Annotated in this window: 15 protein-coding genes; 13 read left to right on the top strand and 2 right to left on the bottom strand. The window is 29.8% G+C overall.

Going from position 1 to position 15,731, the window contains the following annotated elements:
* Window positions 1–59 precede the first annotated feature (59 nt).
* On the top strand, window positions 60–872 hold the full coding sequence (locus tag HMPREF9309_RS01065; protein ID WP_016646067.1) for a hypothetical protein: 813 nt from the start codon (window positions 60–62) through the stop codon (window positions 870–872).
* Between the two features lie 158 nt (window positions 873–1,030).
* Window positions 1,031–1,306, top strand: coding sequence for an inorganic phosphate transporter (locus tag HMPREF9309_RS01060; RefSeq protein WP_016646066.1), 276 nt, complete (start codon window positions 1,031–1,033; stop codon window positions 1,304–1,306).
* Between the two features lie 94 nt (window positions 1,307–1,400).
* On the opposite strand, the gene HMPREF9309_RS01055 is transcribed toward HMPREF9309_RS01060, so the two are convergent.
* Together HMPREF9309_RS01055 and bamA are read right to left on the bottom strand one after the other, a co-directional pair.
* Window positions 1,401–4,154: an autotransporter outer membrane beta-barrel domain-containing protein gene (locus tag HMPREF9309_RS01055; RefSeq protein ID WP_016646065.1), complete on the bottom strand. Its 2,754-nt coding sequence runs from the start codon at window positions 4,152–4,154 to the stop codon at window positions 1,401–1,403.
* 227 nt (window positions 4,155–4,381) lie between these two features.
* Window positions 4,382–6,628, bottom strand: coding sequence for an outer membrane protein assembly factor BamA (gene bamA, locus HMPREF9309_RS01050; protein WP_016646064.1), 2,247 nt, complete (start codon window positions 6,626–6,628; stop codon window positions 4,382–4,384).
* A 77-nt stretch (window positions 6,629–6,705) separates the two neighbouring features.
* Between bamA and HMPREF9309_RS01045 the strand changes: the two genes are divergently transcribed.
* The 11 genes from HMPREF9309_RS01045 (at window position 6,706) to HMPREF9309_RS01000 (ending at window position 15,729) form a co-directional block, all read left to right on the top strand.
* Entirely contained in the window at window positions 6,706–7,536 is an 831-nt protein-coding gene (locus HMPREF9309_RS01045; protein WP_016646063.1) for a prephenate dehydrogenase, read from the top strand.
* An 86-nt stretch (window positions 7,537–7,622) separates the two neighbouring features.
* Window positions 7,623–9,002 (top strand): peptidoglycan metallopeptidase Pgp6, encoded by a 1,380-nt coding sequence (gene pgp6, locus HMPREF9309_RS01040; RefSeq protein ID WP_016646062.1) that lies wholly within the window; start codon window positions 7,623–7,625, stop codon window positions 9,000–9,002.
* 61 nt (window positions 9,003–9,063) lie between these two features.
* Complete coding sequence (gene lpxC / locus HMPREF9309_RS01035) at window positions 9,064–9,954, top strand: UDP-3-O-acyl-N-acetylglucosamine deacetylase (protein ID WP_016646061.1); 891 nt, start codon at window positions 9,064–9,066, stop codon at window positions 9,952–9,954.
* A gap of 59 nt (window positions 9,955–10,013) precedes the next feature.
* Window positions 10,014–10,418, top strand: coding sequence for a glycoprotease (locus tag HMPREF9309_RS01030; protein ID WP_024962723.1), 405 nt, complete (start codon window positions 10,014–10,016; stop codon window positions 10,416–10,418).
* Window positions 10,419–10,425: 7 nt separating this feature from the next.
* Window positions 10,426–11,304 (top strand): homoserine kinase, encoded by an 879-nt coding sequence (gene thrB / locus HMPREF9309_RS01025; RefSeq protein ID WP_016646059.1) that lies wholly within the window; start codon window positions 10,426–10,428, stop codon window positions 11,302–11,304.
* Between the two features lie 45 nt (window positions 11,305–11,349).
* Complete coding sequence (locus HMPREF9309_RS01020) at window positions 11,350–11,565, top strand: DUF448 domain-containing protein (RefSeq protein WP_016646058.1); 216 nt, start codon at window positions 11,350–11,352, stop codon at window positions 11,563–11,565.
* A 5-nt stretch (window positions 11,566–11,570) separates the two neighbouring features.
* Window positions 11,571–14,369, top strand: a complete 2,799-nt coding sequence (gene infB / locus HMPREF9309_RS01015; RefSeq protein WP_016646057.1) for a translation initiation factor IF-2 — start codon at window positions 11,571–11,573, stop codon at window positions 14,367–14,369.
* An 11-nt stretch (window positions 14,370–14,380) separates the two neighbouring features.
* A complete protein-coding gene (gene rbfA, locus HMPREF9309_RS01010; RefSeq protein WP_016646056.1) occupies window positions 14,381–14,749 on the top strand; it encodes a 30S ribosome-binding factor RbfA in 369 nt (122 codons plus the stop codon).
* Window positions 14,742–15,161, top strand: coding sequence for a ribosome maturation factor RimP (gene rimP / locus HMPREF9309_RS01005; RefSeq protein ID WP_016646055.1), 420 nt, complete (start codon window positions 14,742–14,744; stop codon window positions 15,159–15,161). The genes rbfA and rimP overlap by 8 nt, the downstream gene beginning before the upstream one ends.
* A gap of 43 nt (window positions 15,162–15,204) precedes the next feature.
* Window positions 15,205–15,360: a hypothetical protein gene (locus tag HMPREF9309_RS08885; RefSeq protein WP_016646054.1), complete on the top strand. Its 156-nt coding sequence runs from the start codon at window positions 15,205–15,207 to the stop codon at window positions 15,358–15,360.
* 78 nt (window positions 15,361–15,438) lie between these two features.
* Window positions 15,439–15,729, top strand: coding sequence for a hypothetical protein (locus HMPREF9309_RS01000; protein WP_016646053.1), 291 nt, complete (start codon window positions 15,439–15,441; stop codon window positions 15,727–15,729).
* The last annotated feature ends 2 nt before the right edge of the window (window positions 15,730–15,731 follow it).

Here is a 15,731-nt window from a genome sequence, read left to right as displayed (position 1 = left end):
TATAAAACATTTTTTAAAGCTCTATATAATGATAGATATTTTAAAAGAAAGGATTTTTAATGAAAAAAATTTTACTAGCATTTATTAGTGTATTTTTAGTTTTTGCGACTTTTAGTTTTGCTTCTGAGACAGAAAACAAAACCTTAAAAATTCACCCATTTACAGGAGCTTTGGGAAGTGTTTCAAATATTTTGGAATTTAATGATTTTTTAATTTTGATCGACCCACAAGAAACATATAAATCAACAAAAGCTTTAAATTCCTATATAAAAACTTTAAATAAGCCTTTAAAAGCTGTGATTTTAGCAACCCATCCAATAGCTGATAATAGCTACAATGGTTTAAAAATTTATGGTTTTGAAGCTTTAGATGAGTTTGTAAAAAGTGGAAAAATTTCATTTTTTATAGATTTATTCGAACAAAGTGCTGGTGAGGATATGATAAAATCAGCAATTACTTCAACCAATCTTTTAAAAGATGGAGAAAACGAAATTGAAGGAATTAAAGTAGATGTTAAAGCAAATAAAGAGAGTTTTCCACCTGAGATAGATATTGATTTTAAAGATTATGGAATTTATTTTACACATTTATCTGCAAACAACTCTCATCTTTTAATTAACAGCAAAGATGAAGTAAAATCACTTCTTAAAAAATGGAAAAAACTAAGAAAATATAGCCTAGTTTTATCATCACATTTATTGCCAATTGATCAAAATGGAGTTGAGTTCACCATCTCATATCTTGAAAAAGCAAAAGAAGTTTTAACTATTGCCAAAGATAAAGATGAGTTTATAAACTTAATGAAAGAAGCTTATCCAAATGCTAGCATGGAAGCTTTTTTATATATGAGCGCAGACTCAATTTTTAAATAAAAATTATAAATTTAGGGCGTAATTTGCCCTAAATTCTTACATAATCTTAAAAACTTCACTTAAATTTATTTAATTTTAAAAGCATATTAAATTTTACCAAATTTAATTGTAACTGATGCAATTAGAAGCGGTATGACTAACCTAAATAGCTTATTGACTTGGATAGCGATGTTTATATTTACAAAAACTCTGATTTGTCAAAATCAACCTTTTTAATGTTTTCTTGGCTTCAAGTTTTTACTGCTGCTGGATTTGCATTTTCACATGGCTCAAACGATATTGCAAACGCCGTTGGTCCATTTGCTGTAATAATTGATACTTTGGCAAACAACACCATAAATCCAACTGCTGAGATTTCACCAATCATAATGGAAACTTTTGGAATTGCTTTGGTAACTGAGCTTTGGTTTATGGGAAAAGAGATTATTAAATAAGATTGAAAATTTTTTAGTATCGCAACTTTAAATTTTTAAAATATAAGAACCTTTAAATCATTTTTAAAGGTTCTTTAGTTTTAATAAAGATATACTACCATCCATACACAAATCTAAGATTTGCACTAAGTTCATCTATCTTACCACCCATTGCTCCAACACCAAAGCTTATATTTGATAGAGGTTTTATGCTATATATAACACCAAGTTCACCTCCACCACTAAAGCCTTTATTTGTACTTTCTATAGTTTTATTTATGTTAGGTGCATAGGTACTGCTTTTGCCATCAAGCTCATATATAAGTCTTGCTCTTGCATATAGGTTTGTATCTGTATTTGTATTATAGTAAGCTATACTATCAAATTTAATTCTTTTTGATGAGATATCTTTGATATTTAAAGTTTCACCATTTATATCTAAATCATAACCATCAACATTTGAATAAGCATAGCCAAGTCTATTTGTTAGCATAAATCTATCAAAGTAAGAATCATGTCCTAAAAATGCTCCAAGAGAGTAAAATGTAGAGTCTTTATTAATATTTAGATTATCGTAGCCTTTTAAGGTGTATTTGTTATTTAACTTACCTATTTTTGCATAAGAGTCTATAAAGAAGTTATTTCTTAAATCAAATCTTGCTAACGCTCCTACTGCATAAGCATTTATCTTTCCATCACTTGAATAAGAGTTCGCACTTCCATCATAATCTGCATAAGAGTATTCAAAAAATCCACCCATTAGTGCATTATCAGCTCTACTTGCAACACCAACATCAACAACTACTCCATTTATATCAGTATCGCTTTTATCGATATTGCTTTTATATCCTTTTATATATCCAAAACTTATAATATTATCAGTATTTACAGATATATTATCATCAAGCATTGCTATGTTTGATATATTATCACCCATTAAATCACTCATTTGATTTACAACATGAGAACTTGCCAAATTTGGTATTAATGTATGATTTAACTTAGGATTTACTTTAGGAGTGATAGGTTTATTAGGCTTTGGAGTTGGAGTTGGAGTTGTTGATTCAATTTCTCCAACTTCTAAATATAAATTACTTTCATCTTTATTTAACTTTACATTATAAATTGTACTAGCTCCTACTTCAGATACAATTGATTTAGTAGCTTTAGTCAACTCTTTACTTTTTATTTCAAGGTCTTTGTCTATAGCTTGTTCTTCCTCTAAAGTATTTTCATCAATAGATGCTTTTTTAATAATGTAAATTTTTTCTTTTGGTTTAAGATTTTTAACAATAGCTTTACTTTCTCCTTGCTCAACATAAGGATTTACTTTTACACTTTTTAAAGTTGTCGGTTCATTTTTTGTTAATTGAAGCACTACATCATTTGTTTTTATATCTTTTGGAAGATTAAAATTTACCTCATCAAAGTTGTTAATATTTCCTGCTATTAGATTTTTACCGGTAACATTTAATTTATTGCCTAAAATTGCATCTTTATTGTTACCATCTGAAAATCCACCATGAATTACACCTTTAACTAAAAAGTGTTTACCTAAAGCTAAATCTCTTGCTGAGTTATGAAATAAATTTACAGTGTTATTTATAGCATCACCTTCATTTGAGTAGCCACCATAAACATCACCACCTATATTTGATGAAGTTATATCTAAAATGTTATTGTTTACTTCATCTTTGGCAGAACCACCTGCTACAGAAGAGCCAACCTTTGAAATTTTTAATGAGACTTTGTTGTTGCTAGCAGCTCCTTCTTCTGATTTACCACTATAAATCTTGCCATTTATATTTGATGAAGTTATGTTGATTGAGTTGTTATTAGCGTTGCCTGAAATTTCGCCTCCGCCAAAACCTAGCGCAGTTGTTGAAAGACCACCATAACTATCTCCATCTATGCTTGATGAAACTATTGAAACGGTATTGTTAGTTGCATTATTTGTTGATGCTCCGCCGACAACTACAAAATCCATAAAGAAATTATCTTGTTTGGATATTTTTGATGAGATTATTTCTACTTCATTTTTATTGGCATCATTGTCAAAGCCTAAAAAAGCTGAATCTCCACCAAAAATCGCACCTTTTACTTTTGATGAAGTAATTTTTACTCTATTTTTTTCAGTGCCTAATTGTATTTTATCAGGGTCTCCGTATGATGCTCCGCCGGAGATAAGCATAGTGTTGATTATTTCTGATTTATCTATTATTACTTCATTGTTTTGGGCTTTTCCTTGTGCTATTCCACCTGTTATTTGAAAATCAAAATTTGTGTTATCAGATATTAATTTTGATGAAGATATATTTATGGTATTATTTGAGCTATCTCCTTTGTTTTCATCGGTTGATCTTCCACCTACTATATATAATTTATTTATATTTGTTTGTATAGAATCAATATTTACTTTATTAAAATTTGTATTTCCTTTCCAACTATCTGCTCCAAATATACGAATGTCCCTTGTTATTTTATCTGGCATTTTTGTAATATTTATCTTATTATTTAAAACATCATTATTTTCAGACATTCCACCGATTAGATTTACTACATAGTTATCAGAGCTTGTGGCAATACCTGATAATTCTACATTTAGAGTATAGCCGTTTATTTCATCATTTTTATTTGCACCTGCAGCATAGACAACATTTTCTTTTCTGCTTACTTTATCAAGAGTTATTTCTTTGGTTGGCAATTTTCCTGCATTTAGCTTATGATTAAATGTTGTAAACATAAATGGTGGATCAATCACTGTAAAATCACTCTCTGATCCAAAAGCAGCACAGTTAAAAAGTGCCATAGCTAAAACAAAACTAATAGGTACAAAGCTTTTTTTAGAACTTAAATTAAAATTTTTCATATTTTTTTCCTCATATTAAGTTGGCTGATTATATATTTTATCCTTAAAAATGCATAATATTATGGATAATAAATACAGTATTACTTAATTTTATTTAAAAATATTTAAAATTTATTTTAATGTCTACTGCTTATTTTTATAGGTGATTTAAAAAATTAATTTCAAATTAATATAATCATTTGAATTTTTAAAAGCCTAGGTAAAACCCAAGCTTTTAAACTGATAATTTAAAATCTTGCCCCAATCGTAAATTCAAAGCTATTTGTACTATCATAATCTTCTTTATTAAGTGGTTTTACCCAGAAAAGTTGTAATGGTCCAACAGGTGTTCTCCACTCTATTCCAGCTCCAGCACTATATCTTTTTGACTCACTCCAGCTATCATCACCTATCATTCCATAGTCAAAAAATGTTACAAAACGCATATTTATACGATCAATTAAAGGCATACTTAACTCAAATGAGTTATTAAAACTTTGCTTTCCACCTGTTTCTATATAGTTACAATGCGAACTATCAAGACAAATTTTCCTTTTTGGAATACTTCTTCCATCATATCCTCTAACAGATCTCATTCCACCTAAAAATAGCTTTTTATTAACTGGTAGGTTTTTATCATTAAAGAAATATCCAGCACCTGCTTTATATCTAAATATTAAATCCCAATCGATATAATCTTTCATTCCAAAGTACCAATTAAAATTCGCATTTCCTTTTAAATACTCTATATCTCCACCAAGTCCTGAGTAATCAAGTGAAGCACTAGCTATAATACCACTTCTTGGTAAGTAGTAATCATCTGTATTGTTAAATACAATTGATGGAATAAGTGAGCTTTTTAGATTATTTCCATTTTGATAACCAGCTTTTTCATAATAAGCATTTAAGCCATTTATTTTTGATTTTTCAATCTCATAAGTTAAATACGCACTTGTATATCTTCCAAGCTTTCTACCAATTGTTGCACTTGCTCCATAAGCTTTTTCTTTATAATCATCCCAGTCCCAATCTCTTGCATAAATTTGACCACTTAGGCTATATTCTGAGTTATAAATTCTAGGATTTGTAAAGCCAATTGCTCCACTTAGTTGGTCATCGCTTTTTTCAGCACTTACATAACCACTTATTCCACTACCAAATATATTTTTTTCAGAAACTGATGCACTTAGTAAAATTCCATCACTACTTCCATATCCAATGCCACCAGTTATACTTCCAGTAGGAGCTTCTTTAACATCTATATTTAGATCTATTTCGTTATCATTTACAACATTTTCAGTTATTTCGACATCATCAAAATATCCAGTTCTTCTAAGTGAATTTTTAGAATCAACCAAATCAGTCCTATTATAAAGCTCACCCTCTGTTAGATACATCTCTCTTCTTACAACTGAATCAGCAGTTTTTTCATTACCTGAAATTGTTACATTTCTTACATAAATTTGAGAGTGAGGTTTAATGATATAATTTATTTTAACGGTATTATTTTCATTATCAGGTTTTAAATCAGGATTAACCTCAACATAGGCATATCCCTTATCTGCAACTAAATTTTCAAGTTTTGCGATATCTCTTCTTATCCAATCAGCATTAAATCTCTTACCACTTCTTAATTTTAAATCTTTAATAATTTTTTTTGTATCAAGCTCTAAATACTGTGGTGCTTCGATTGAAATTTCACTAACTTTAAATCTTTCTCCCTCTGTTATATAGTAAGTAAGATCAGCAGTATAGTTGCTCATATATGTATTTACAAAAGGAGCTGAAACAGTGGCGTTTAAATAACCTCTTTTCATATACTCATTTTGTATTCTAGCTGGATCATTTGGAAGATCTGCAGTTTTTAGCTTACCATCATCAAAGCCCCACATCCAGCCAAAGGTTTCTCTTTGTTTATTTGCAATTGCAGGTCTTATATCTGAGTATTTAAGCTTTTTAGCGCCAACTAAATTTACATTTTTTATTGTGATTTTTTCGCCTCTATTTACGATAACTGTTAAATGAAGTGAGCTTTTATCTTCATCTAAAAACTCCTCTTCAGTCTCAACAACAGTATCAAAATAGCCCTTTACTTCATAAAATTGCCTTACTCTTTCTTTTACTTGACTTAGAGCAACTTTATCGTATGCTTGACCAAGCTTTAAGCCAATTATTTGCTCCATTGCAGTTCTATCGTTTGTAACAACGCCTTCAATATCAAGTTTTGAAATAATAGGCTTTTCTTTTACATGAACAATCAAATTTCCATTATTTTCAGTAATGTAAATATCATCAAAATAGCCTTGATTAAAAAGATTTGTAATGGCTTTATTTGTGTTATAGCCAGTGATGGCATCTCCTATTTTAAGGCCTGATATATTTTGTGCAACTAATGGTGAAATTTGTTTTAAACCCTCGAAATTTACAGACTTTATAGCTGTTGCGCCAAAAGCCAAATTTGCTAAAAATAGTGCTAGATATGTAGTTTTTTTCATTTGCTAACCTAAAAATAAATATTTTGGCGCTATAATAGCATAATTAAAATAAAATTTTAGTGAAAATAAGGAAATTTATGAAAATTGGTATTATTGGTTTAGGATTAATAGGAGGCTCGGTTGGGCTTTGCCTAAGAGATATGAAATTAATAGATAGAGTTTATGGAAGTGATATAAGTAAAGAAAATGAGAGTCTTGCTCTAAATTTAGGACTTGTTGATGAGATAATAACTTTTGATAAAATGAAAGAAATTTGTGATGTTATATTTTTAGCAATTCCAGTTGAGGCAATAGTTGAAACTTTACAAAATTTAAAAGATATTAAAAATACCACAACGATAATTGAACTAGGAAGTACAAAAGAAAAGATAATTTCTTCTTGCCCAAAAGAAATAAGAGCAAATTTAGTAGCTGCTCATCCTATGGCTGGAACCGAAAACTCAGGTCCAAAAGCTGCATTCAAAACACTTTTGCAAAAAGCTGTTGTGGTTATTTGTAATGATGATGATACGGCAAATTTACATGCAAAAAGAGCTATCGAAATTTTTTCTTATGCTGGTATGAAGATAGTTTTTATGGATGCTAAAAAGCACGATCACCATGTTGCTTTGATTTCGCATTTACCGCATGTTATAAGTTATTCATTAGTAAATAGTGTTTTAAAAGAAGAAAATAAAAGAAATATCATAAATTTAGCTGGAGGAAGCTTTTCAGATGTTAGTCGTATTGCAAAATCTTCACCTGAAATGTGGAGTGATATTTTTAAACAAAATAAAGAAAATGTTTTAAATTCTATAAATTCTTTTAAAAAAGAACTTGATTTTTGTCAAAATTTAATAGAAGATGAAAAATGGCAAGAGCTTACAAAATGGTTATATGAGGCAAGAGTTATAAGAGATTTTTTATAAATTAAAATTGAAATTTACCGTAAGTTTATCAGTTAAAAGTAAAATTAGGTAAGAGCTATAAAAATAATATAATTTAAGGTGAGAGTTTGAGAAGAAGAAATTCAAGAGAAAGTGGTGGCTTTTTTGGAGCATTTTTTTTAGTAATTTTATTAGTTGTATTAGGAGTATCGTATTTTGTTTATTCATCTGAGATGTTTGAAAGAAATGCGCCAAAGGTTAGTTTAGGAGATAAAATTGATTGGAATTTAAAAACTCCAATTAATGTAAAAATAACAGATGACACCGGCATAAAATCGCTTAAAATTTCATTAAGTGATGGTAAACAAGTTGTAAATTTGATGGATGAGACATTTGAACTAATTCAAAAAGAGCTAAATTTGGCCATAAATTTGCCAAAAGGAACATTGCTTGATAGAAATGGAAATTTAAAATTAAATATCGAAGTAAAAGATATAAGCAAATGGAAATTTGGAAATAAATTAAACAAAGAAATAGATGTTTTAGTAGATACAAAGAGGCCTGATGTTTATGTTTTAAACCAATCTTATAAAATTACAAAAGGCGGATCTGGCGCAGTTGTTTTTAAAGCTAGCGATGATAATTTAAATGAAGTTTATATTCAAACTAGTTTTGGTAAGAAATTTGAAGTAGTGCCATTTTATAAAGACGGATATTTTGTCTCAATTATCGCTTGGCCTGTTAATGAAAAAAATTTCACTGCTTACGTGGTTGCAACGGATAAAGCAGGAAATGAAAGCAAGATAAGAATTAGATATTATTTACAAGATAAAGTTTATAAAACTTCTAAAATTTCACTAACTGATGAGTTTATAAATGGCAAAATAAGCGAGCTAGTTGAAATTTATGCAAAAGATCCAAGTATTTATGAAGGAATTGAGAAATTTAAATTTGTGAACGAGACTTTAAGAAATGCAAATGAAGAGCTGATTTATTCAAAAACTAATAAAATTTTAGAAGAAAAAGTGGATGATTTTTTTATAAAACCATTTTATCCTCTTAAAAATGGAGCCGCAGTTGCAAGCTTTGGCGATCATAGATTTTATGTAAAAGATGATAAAGATGTAAGCCAGTCATGGCATTTAGGACTTGATTTAGCAAGTGTTGCAAATGCTCAAATTATAACAAGTAACCCAGCTTTTGTAGTTTTAAAAGCAGATAATGGAATTTATGGATTAAATTTAGTTTTATATCATGGGCTTGGACTTTATAGTATTTATGGGCATTGTAGTGCATCATCAGTAGAAGTTGGGCAAAATATAAGTGAAGAAGAGGTTATAGCAAATACTGGAAGTTCTGGACTTGCATTTGGTGATCACTTGCACTTTGGTATGAGTGTTCAAGGAGTTGAGGTAAGACCAGAAGAATGGATGGATAAAAAGTGGATGAAAGAAAACATTTTTCAAATTTTAGATAATGCAAAAAAACTTATTGATAATAAAAAATAAGTTTTATCATTTACTAATTTTAAGATATAATTAAACATTAAAAAATTATAAGGGGTATGTTTTGAAACAAACAACTATAAAAAAAAGAATTGAAGGCGTTGGTATTGGGCTTCACAAAGGCGAACCTATAAAAATTGCCTTAGAGCCTTTGGGCGAGGACTCAGGGATTATTTTTTATAGACAAGATGTAGGCGTAAGCATAAAAGCTGAACCAAAAAATGTTATAAACACCCAAATGGCAACTGTTATTGGAAATAGTAACGGTGTATATATTTCTACAATAGAGCATTTATTAAGCGCTATAAATAGCTATGGGATTGACAATATAAGAGTTGTTTTAGATGCAAATGAGCCACCTGTTATGGATGGAAGTTCTATTGGATTTTGTATGATGCTTGATGAAGCAGGTACAAAATCTTTGGATAAAAATAAAAATATAATGGTTATAAAAAAAGAAGTCGCTGTTAAAAAAGGTGATAAATTTGTTTCTATAAAGCCATCAAATAGCCCTAAATTTAACTATACTATTAAATTTAATCATCCAGTTATAGGTGAGCAAATTTATGAGTTTGAGTTTTCTAAACAAAACTATATTAAAGAAATAGCAAGAGCTAGGACTTTTGGATTTTTAAAGGATGTTCAAGCTTTAAGAGCTCAAAATTTAGCACTTGGTGGAAGCCTAGAAAATGCCGTTGTTTTAGATGATAGTGGTATTTTAAATCCTGGTGGATTAAGATTTGAAAATGAATTTGTAAGACATAAAATTCTTGATGCAATTGGTGATTTGGCATTAATGGGAATGCCTATTTTGGGTGATTATACAGCGTATGCTGGAAGCCATGAGTTAAATCATCTTTTAACTTTAGAAATCTTAAGTGATGCAAAAAATTATGAGATAGTAAATTTAAAAGATAAAGCTTTTGCGAAAGAATACTCAAAAGTTTTTGCATAATTAAGGATAAATTCATTAAGCAAGTTGATATTTTAGTTCTTACATTGTGCAAACCAGCTATTGTTGGTATCTATGAGAATGATGCTTTAATACAAAAGCTTAGTGGCGAAAATCCAGCGAGTGATTTTTTAATAGAGGCAATTGATTATATTTTAAAAAATTACAATTTAAAAAGCATAGTTTATGCAAATGGACCAGGAAGTTTTATGGGCATAAAAGTTGCTTATGTTATTCTTAAAACTCTTAGTATAGCTAGAAATTTGCCACTTTATGCAGTAAGCGGATTTGAGTTAAATGGCAATTCACCCATTAAAGCAAATAAAAATTTAAGTTTTGTTTTAAAAGATAACGGTGAAATAATTTTGAAAAAAGTAGAAGCAAAAGAGTTTAAAATTCCTTCAAATTTATCCAAATTAAATAAAACAAATGATATACTTCCAAATTATATAATAGATGCAGTTTAGGGGAAAAATGAAGATAAAAGTTCCAGCAACTAGTGCAAATTTAGGTCCAGGCTTTGATGCGTTGGGACTTAGCTTAAACCTATATAACGAGGTTGAGATAACAAAGCAAAATTTACCTTGCATTTCTATAAAGGGCGAGGGAAGTGGAAATTTAAAAATTAAAAAAAATAACACTTTTGTAAATATTTTCTTAGAAATTTATGAGTCTTTAACTACTAGGCAGGATAATTTTAAATTTTCATTTATAAACAATATCCCATTTTCAAGGGGGCTTGGAAGTAGTTCTTCTGTAATTATTGGAGCAATAGCAGCAGCTTATGAAATGGCTGAGTTTAAAATCACAAAAGAGGCTATTTTAAATAAAGCTTTATTTTATGAAAATCACCCTGATAATATCGCTCCTGCTACATTTGGCGGTTTTGTAACAAGTGTGGTTGAAAATGGTAAAGTCTATACTCAAAAAATTCACTTAGACTCTTCTATAAAAGCTGTCGTTGTTATTCCAAATAAGCCAATGTCTACGGATAAATCAAGATCAAAATTGTCAAAAAATTACTCTATGAAAGAGTGTGTTTTTAACCTCTCTCACAGTGCTTTTTTAACAGCATCATTTATAAAAAAAGATTACGAAAGCCTAAAAATAGCAGCTAAAGATATGATGCATGAAGATTTAAGAATGAAGGCTTTACCAGAGCTTTTTGAGGTTAGAAAAATTTCTTATGAAAATGGAGCTTTAATGAGCACACTCTCAGGAAGTGGATCAAGTTTTTTAAATATAACATATAAAGATGATAGTAAAAATTTAGCTAAAATTTTAAAAGATAAATTTCCAGAATTTAAAGTAAAAGAGCTTGATTTTGATAATGAAGGCTTTAAAATATCATAAAAAAGCAAAATAAAAGAAAAAAAAGATATAATGATGGGGAAATTTATGCAAATTAGGTCATGTGTGGTTTGCAAAAATAAATTTGAACAAAAAAAACTTTTAAGATTTAGAATAAAAAATTATAAAATTAATAAAGAAGATTTAACCGGAAGAAGTTTTTATATATGTTCTGATTGTATAAAAAAAGAAGAAAAAATTTTAAAAAAAGCAGTTTCTAGATTTGTAAGAATTTCAAGTTTAGATGAATTAAAAGGAGATTAGTTTATATGGCGGAAGTTCGCATAAGTGAGATAGCATTAGAGCTTGGGTACTCGAGCAAAGAAATCATTGAAAAAGCCAATGAAATGGGGCTTAAAAAAATAAAAGCACAAAATAGTGCAGTTAGCATGGAAGAAGCAGAGGCTATATATAACTATGTTCAAACAGGTGAGTTGCCACAAAAGCTTAAGACAAAATCAAAAATACATTCAAAACCTAAAAAAGAAATTGAAATTTTAGACGATGAAGAGCCTATTAAAAAGTCAAAAAAAGAAAAAGCTGATAAACCAAAAGCCCAAAAAACAGTAAAGCCTAAAAAAGAGTCAGTTTCAAAAAAAACACAAGAGCAAAAAGAAGAAGATCTTAACTCTGTAAAAGAGCCAGAAGAAATTAAAAATGAAGAAGTTAAAAAAGAGACAAAAGAAACAACTTCAAAAAAAGATATAAAAACAGAAATCAAAGAAGAGTTAAAGCCACAAGATAAAGATGAGATAAAAACTACAAAATCTAAAAACTCAGAAACTCCTAAAAAAGAAATTTCAAAAGAAAAAGAATCTGAGTCAAGAATTAAAAAAGTTGAAAGTCTGGCTTCTTTATCTTTGAAAAAAAGAAGAGGCTTAGTAATAGTTAAGAAAAAAGATGAGCCTAAAGAAGAAGAAAAAACAGAAGTTAAAGCCAAAAAAGAGCCAACTCAAAGATTAAATATCGGACTTGATGAGATATTTTCAAACACAAGTTCAAATTTGAAAAAGAAAAAATCACCTAAAAAACAGCCTTTAAATACAAGAAAAGAAAGTGCTACAAAAATAGAAATTTTAGATGATAGAGATATAAAAGATGTTGAAATTGATGATGAAAGTGAGGTTGTTTTACCTGATTTAACTCTTAGTGCTATTAATGTTGAAAACCAACAAAAAGAGATTAAGCAGCAAAAAGTGTATCGCTCAGCTCAAAACAAATTTACAAATCAAGAAACTAGAAGCATAAGCAGAGGTGTGAGAAAAAAACATAAAAAACCAGTTAAAAAAGATGAGGAAATTTCTGTTAGTTCTATTGATATTCCAAAAGAAATTAGAGTTTATGAGTTTGCAGATAAGCTTGGAAAACAACCTAGTGAAATTATCTCAAAGCTTTTTATGTTAGGACTTATGGTAACTAAAAACGACTTTTTAGACGAAGATGCGTTAGAAATTTTAGCTGATGAGTTTAATGTAACTATAAATATCATTGATGAAGCTTTGAAATTTGACTACACCAAAGATTATGATGAAACAAAAGATGATGAAAAAGATCTTGTTTTAAGAGCACCTGTAGTTACTATAATGGGACATGTTGATCATGGAAAGACAAGCTTATTAGACTATATAAGAAATTCACGCGTTGCAACTGGCGAAGCTGGTGGTATAACTCAGCATGTTGGCGCTTATATGGTGGAAAAAAATGGTAGAAAAATAACATTTATTGATACCCCAGGACACGAGGCTTTTACAGCAATGAGAGAAAGAGGTGCTGAGGTAACTGATGTTGTTATTATTATAGTTGCAGCAGATGATGGAGTAAAGCCACAAACAAAAGAAGCTATTGCTCATGCAAAAGCAGCAAATGTTCCAATAATCATAGCTATTAATAAAATGGATAAACCAACAGCTAATCCTGATTTAGTAAAATCAGGCTTAAGCGAGCTTGGAATTTTGCCAATTGATTGGGGTGGGGAGTATGAGTTTGTTCCAATTTCAGCAAAAACTGGAACGGGCATAGATGAGCTTTTAGAAATAGTTTTACTTCAAGCTGATATTTTAGAGCTTAAAGCAAACCCAAAAAGAATGGCAAAAGCAACAGTTATAGAAAGTTCACTTAAAAAAGGTCTTGGAACAGTTGCAACTATCATCGTTCAAAATGGAACTTTAAATATAGGAGATAATGTTGTAGCTGGAGTATCTTATGGAAGAGTAAGAGCTATAATGGATGATAAAGGAAATCATATCAAAAAATTAAGCCCAGGAGAGTGTGGCGTTATAATAGGTCTTAGCGAAGTTCCAGAATCAGGTGAAACACTAATTGGTGTGGAAGATGAAAAAACAGCAAAAGATTATGCTAGTAAAAAACATGATTATCTTAGACAAAAAGAGCTTTCAAAATCAACAAAAGTAAGCCTAGAAGAGCTTGGTGCAAAGATAGCAGAAGGTGAGCTTAAAACTTTACCTGTTATTGTAAAAGCAGACGTTGGTGGAAGCTTAGAGGCTATAAAAGCAAGTCTTGAAAAACTTAGAAATGATGAGATTAAAGTAGACATTATCCATAGTGGAGTAGGTGGCATTACACAAAATGATATCGGTCTTGCAAGTGCGAGTGAAAATTGCATAATCCTTGGCTTTAATGTTAGGCCAACTGGAGATGTAAAAGAAAGAGCTAAAGAAAGAGGCGTAGAGATAAAAACTTATAATGTAATCTATACTCTTTTAGATGATGTTAAGGCTATTTTAGGTGGGCTTATGAGTCCTATTATAAGCGAAGAAGAAATAGGTCAAGCTGAAATAAGACAAGTTATAAATGTTCCAAAAATCGGTCAAATCGCAGGTTGTATGGTAACTGATGGAAACATTACAAGAGGAGCTGATATAAGAGTCATAAGAGATGGCGTAGTTAAATTTGAAGGAAAAGTAAGCTCGCTTAGACGTTTTAAAGATGATGTAAAAGAAGTCTCAAAAGGCTTTGAATGTGGTGTTGGCATAGAGGGATATAACGATATGCAAGTGGGTGATTACATAGAAAGCTTTGTAAAAAGAGAAGAACAAGCAACTATCTAAAAAGAGTAAAAATGAGCGGTGAGATAAGAAGACTAAGAACAGCAAGTGTTTTAAAACAGCTTATTCCAGAAGCCTTATCTGGGCTTTCTGACCCAGATCTACAAGGGCTTTGTGTTGTTGATGTGGAGTGCAAAAAAGGAAGATATGATGCTTTTGTCTATCTTGATAAAATGGCATTTGATGAAGATGAGCAAATTCTAGTTTTAAAAAAGCTTGATAAGGTAAATGGCTATTTGCAAAATTACTGTAAAGAGGCTGAGGGTTGGTTTAGAAGTCCTAAATTTCATTTTAAATTTGACGATAAACTAGAGTATCAAAACCACATGGATGAGTTGTTTAAAAAGGCCGCTAATAGTTTAAAAAAGGATATAAATGACTGATATAAAAGCTCTAGTGATGGAGTGTGGATTAAACCTATATGATACTGAAGTTGCAAATGAAAATGGCAAAACTATTTTTAGAGTCTATATCACAAAAAGCGGCGGTGTAAATTTGGATGATTGTGAAAAAGTAAGCAAGCTTTTATCACCTATTTTTGATGTCGAACCACCGGTAAATGGTAAATACACACTTGAAGTAAGTAGCCCAGGACTTGAGAGAAAGCTTACAAAACAAGATCATTTTATAAACAGTATTGGCGAAAAAGCTAAAATCACAACAATAAATAAAGAAAAATTTGAGGGTGAAATTATAGGCTTTGATAATGAAATTTTAACTCTTAAAACTGATAAAGAAAATTTAGATATAAAATTTGATGAAATTTTAAAAGCTAAAACTTTTATTGAGTGGTAGATAAACTTTCAAATTTAAAAGATAAATTTTTAGAAGTTTAAAATTGTTTTTATCGATTTTCGAGCGTAAGAATCTAACAGGAGCTTCAAGACTTTTACTTCACGCACAAAATTTAGAATTTGAATTTTTAGAAGAAAATTTTAAGTTTGAAAGTAAAGCTGATTTTGAAAAAGAAATTTTAAATGCAGTGAAAAATTAAAATTTCTAACACAAATTCAAGAGATTTTAAGCGGGGGGGGGGGTAAAATGTCTAAAATATTTTTAAAAGGAAAATTTTATGGAAAAAAATGAAAAAGAATTTTTAGTTTGCCCATTTTGCGGACAAGAAGATATAAAATACGGTGCTTCTGTGTGTAGAGGTTGTCAAGCCGAAATACATTATGGTAGAAAATGGGGTGCAATATTTCTAGTTGGTATTTTGTCTTTTTTCTGGGCTTACTTGTTAGATTCTTGGGGTGAGAGGTTAGTGCCTATTGCGATCGGATTAGTGTGTATAGCGATTGGTATTATGCTTGCAAAAGATAAAAAGCCGTATTTTAAAAGAATTAATAAAACCGACAGATCATAATT

This window comes from Campylobacter ureolyticus ACS-301-V-Sch3b, assembly GCF_000413435.1.
Lineage (GTDB): Bacteria > Campylobacterota > Campylobacteria > Campylobacterales > Campylobacteraceae > Campylobacter_B > Campylobacter_B ureolyticus_A.
Note: the sequence above shows the minus strand (reverse complement) of the source record. Positions and strands in the feature narration are given on the sequence as shown.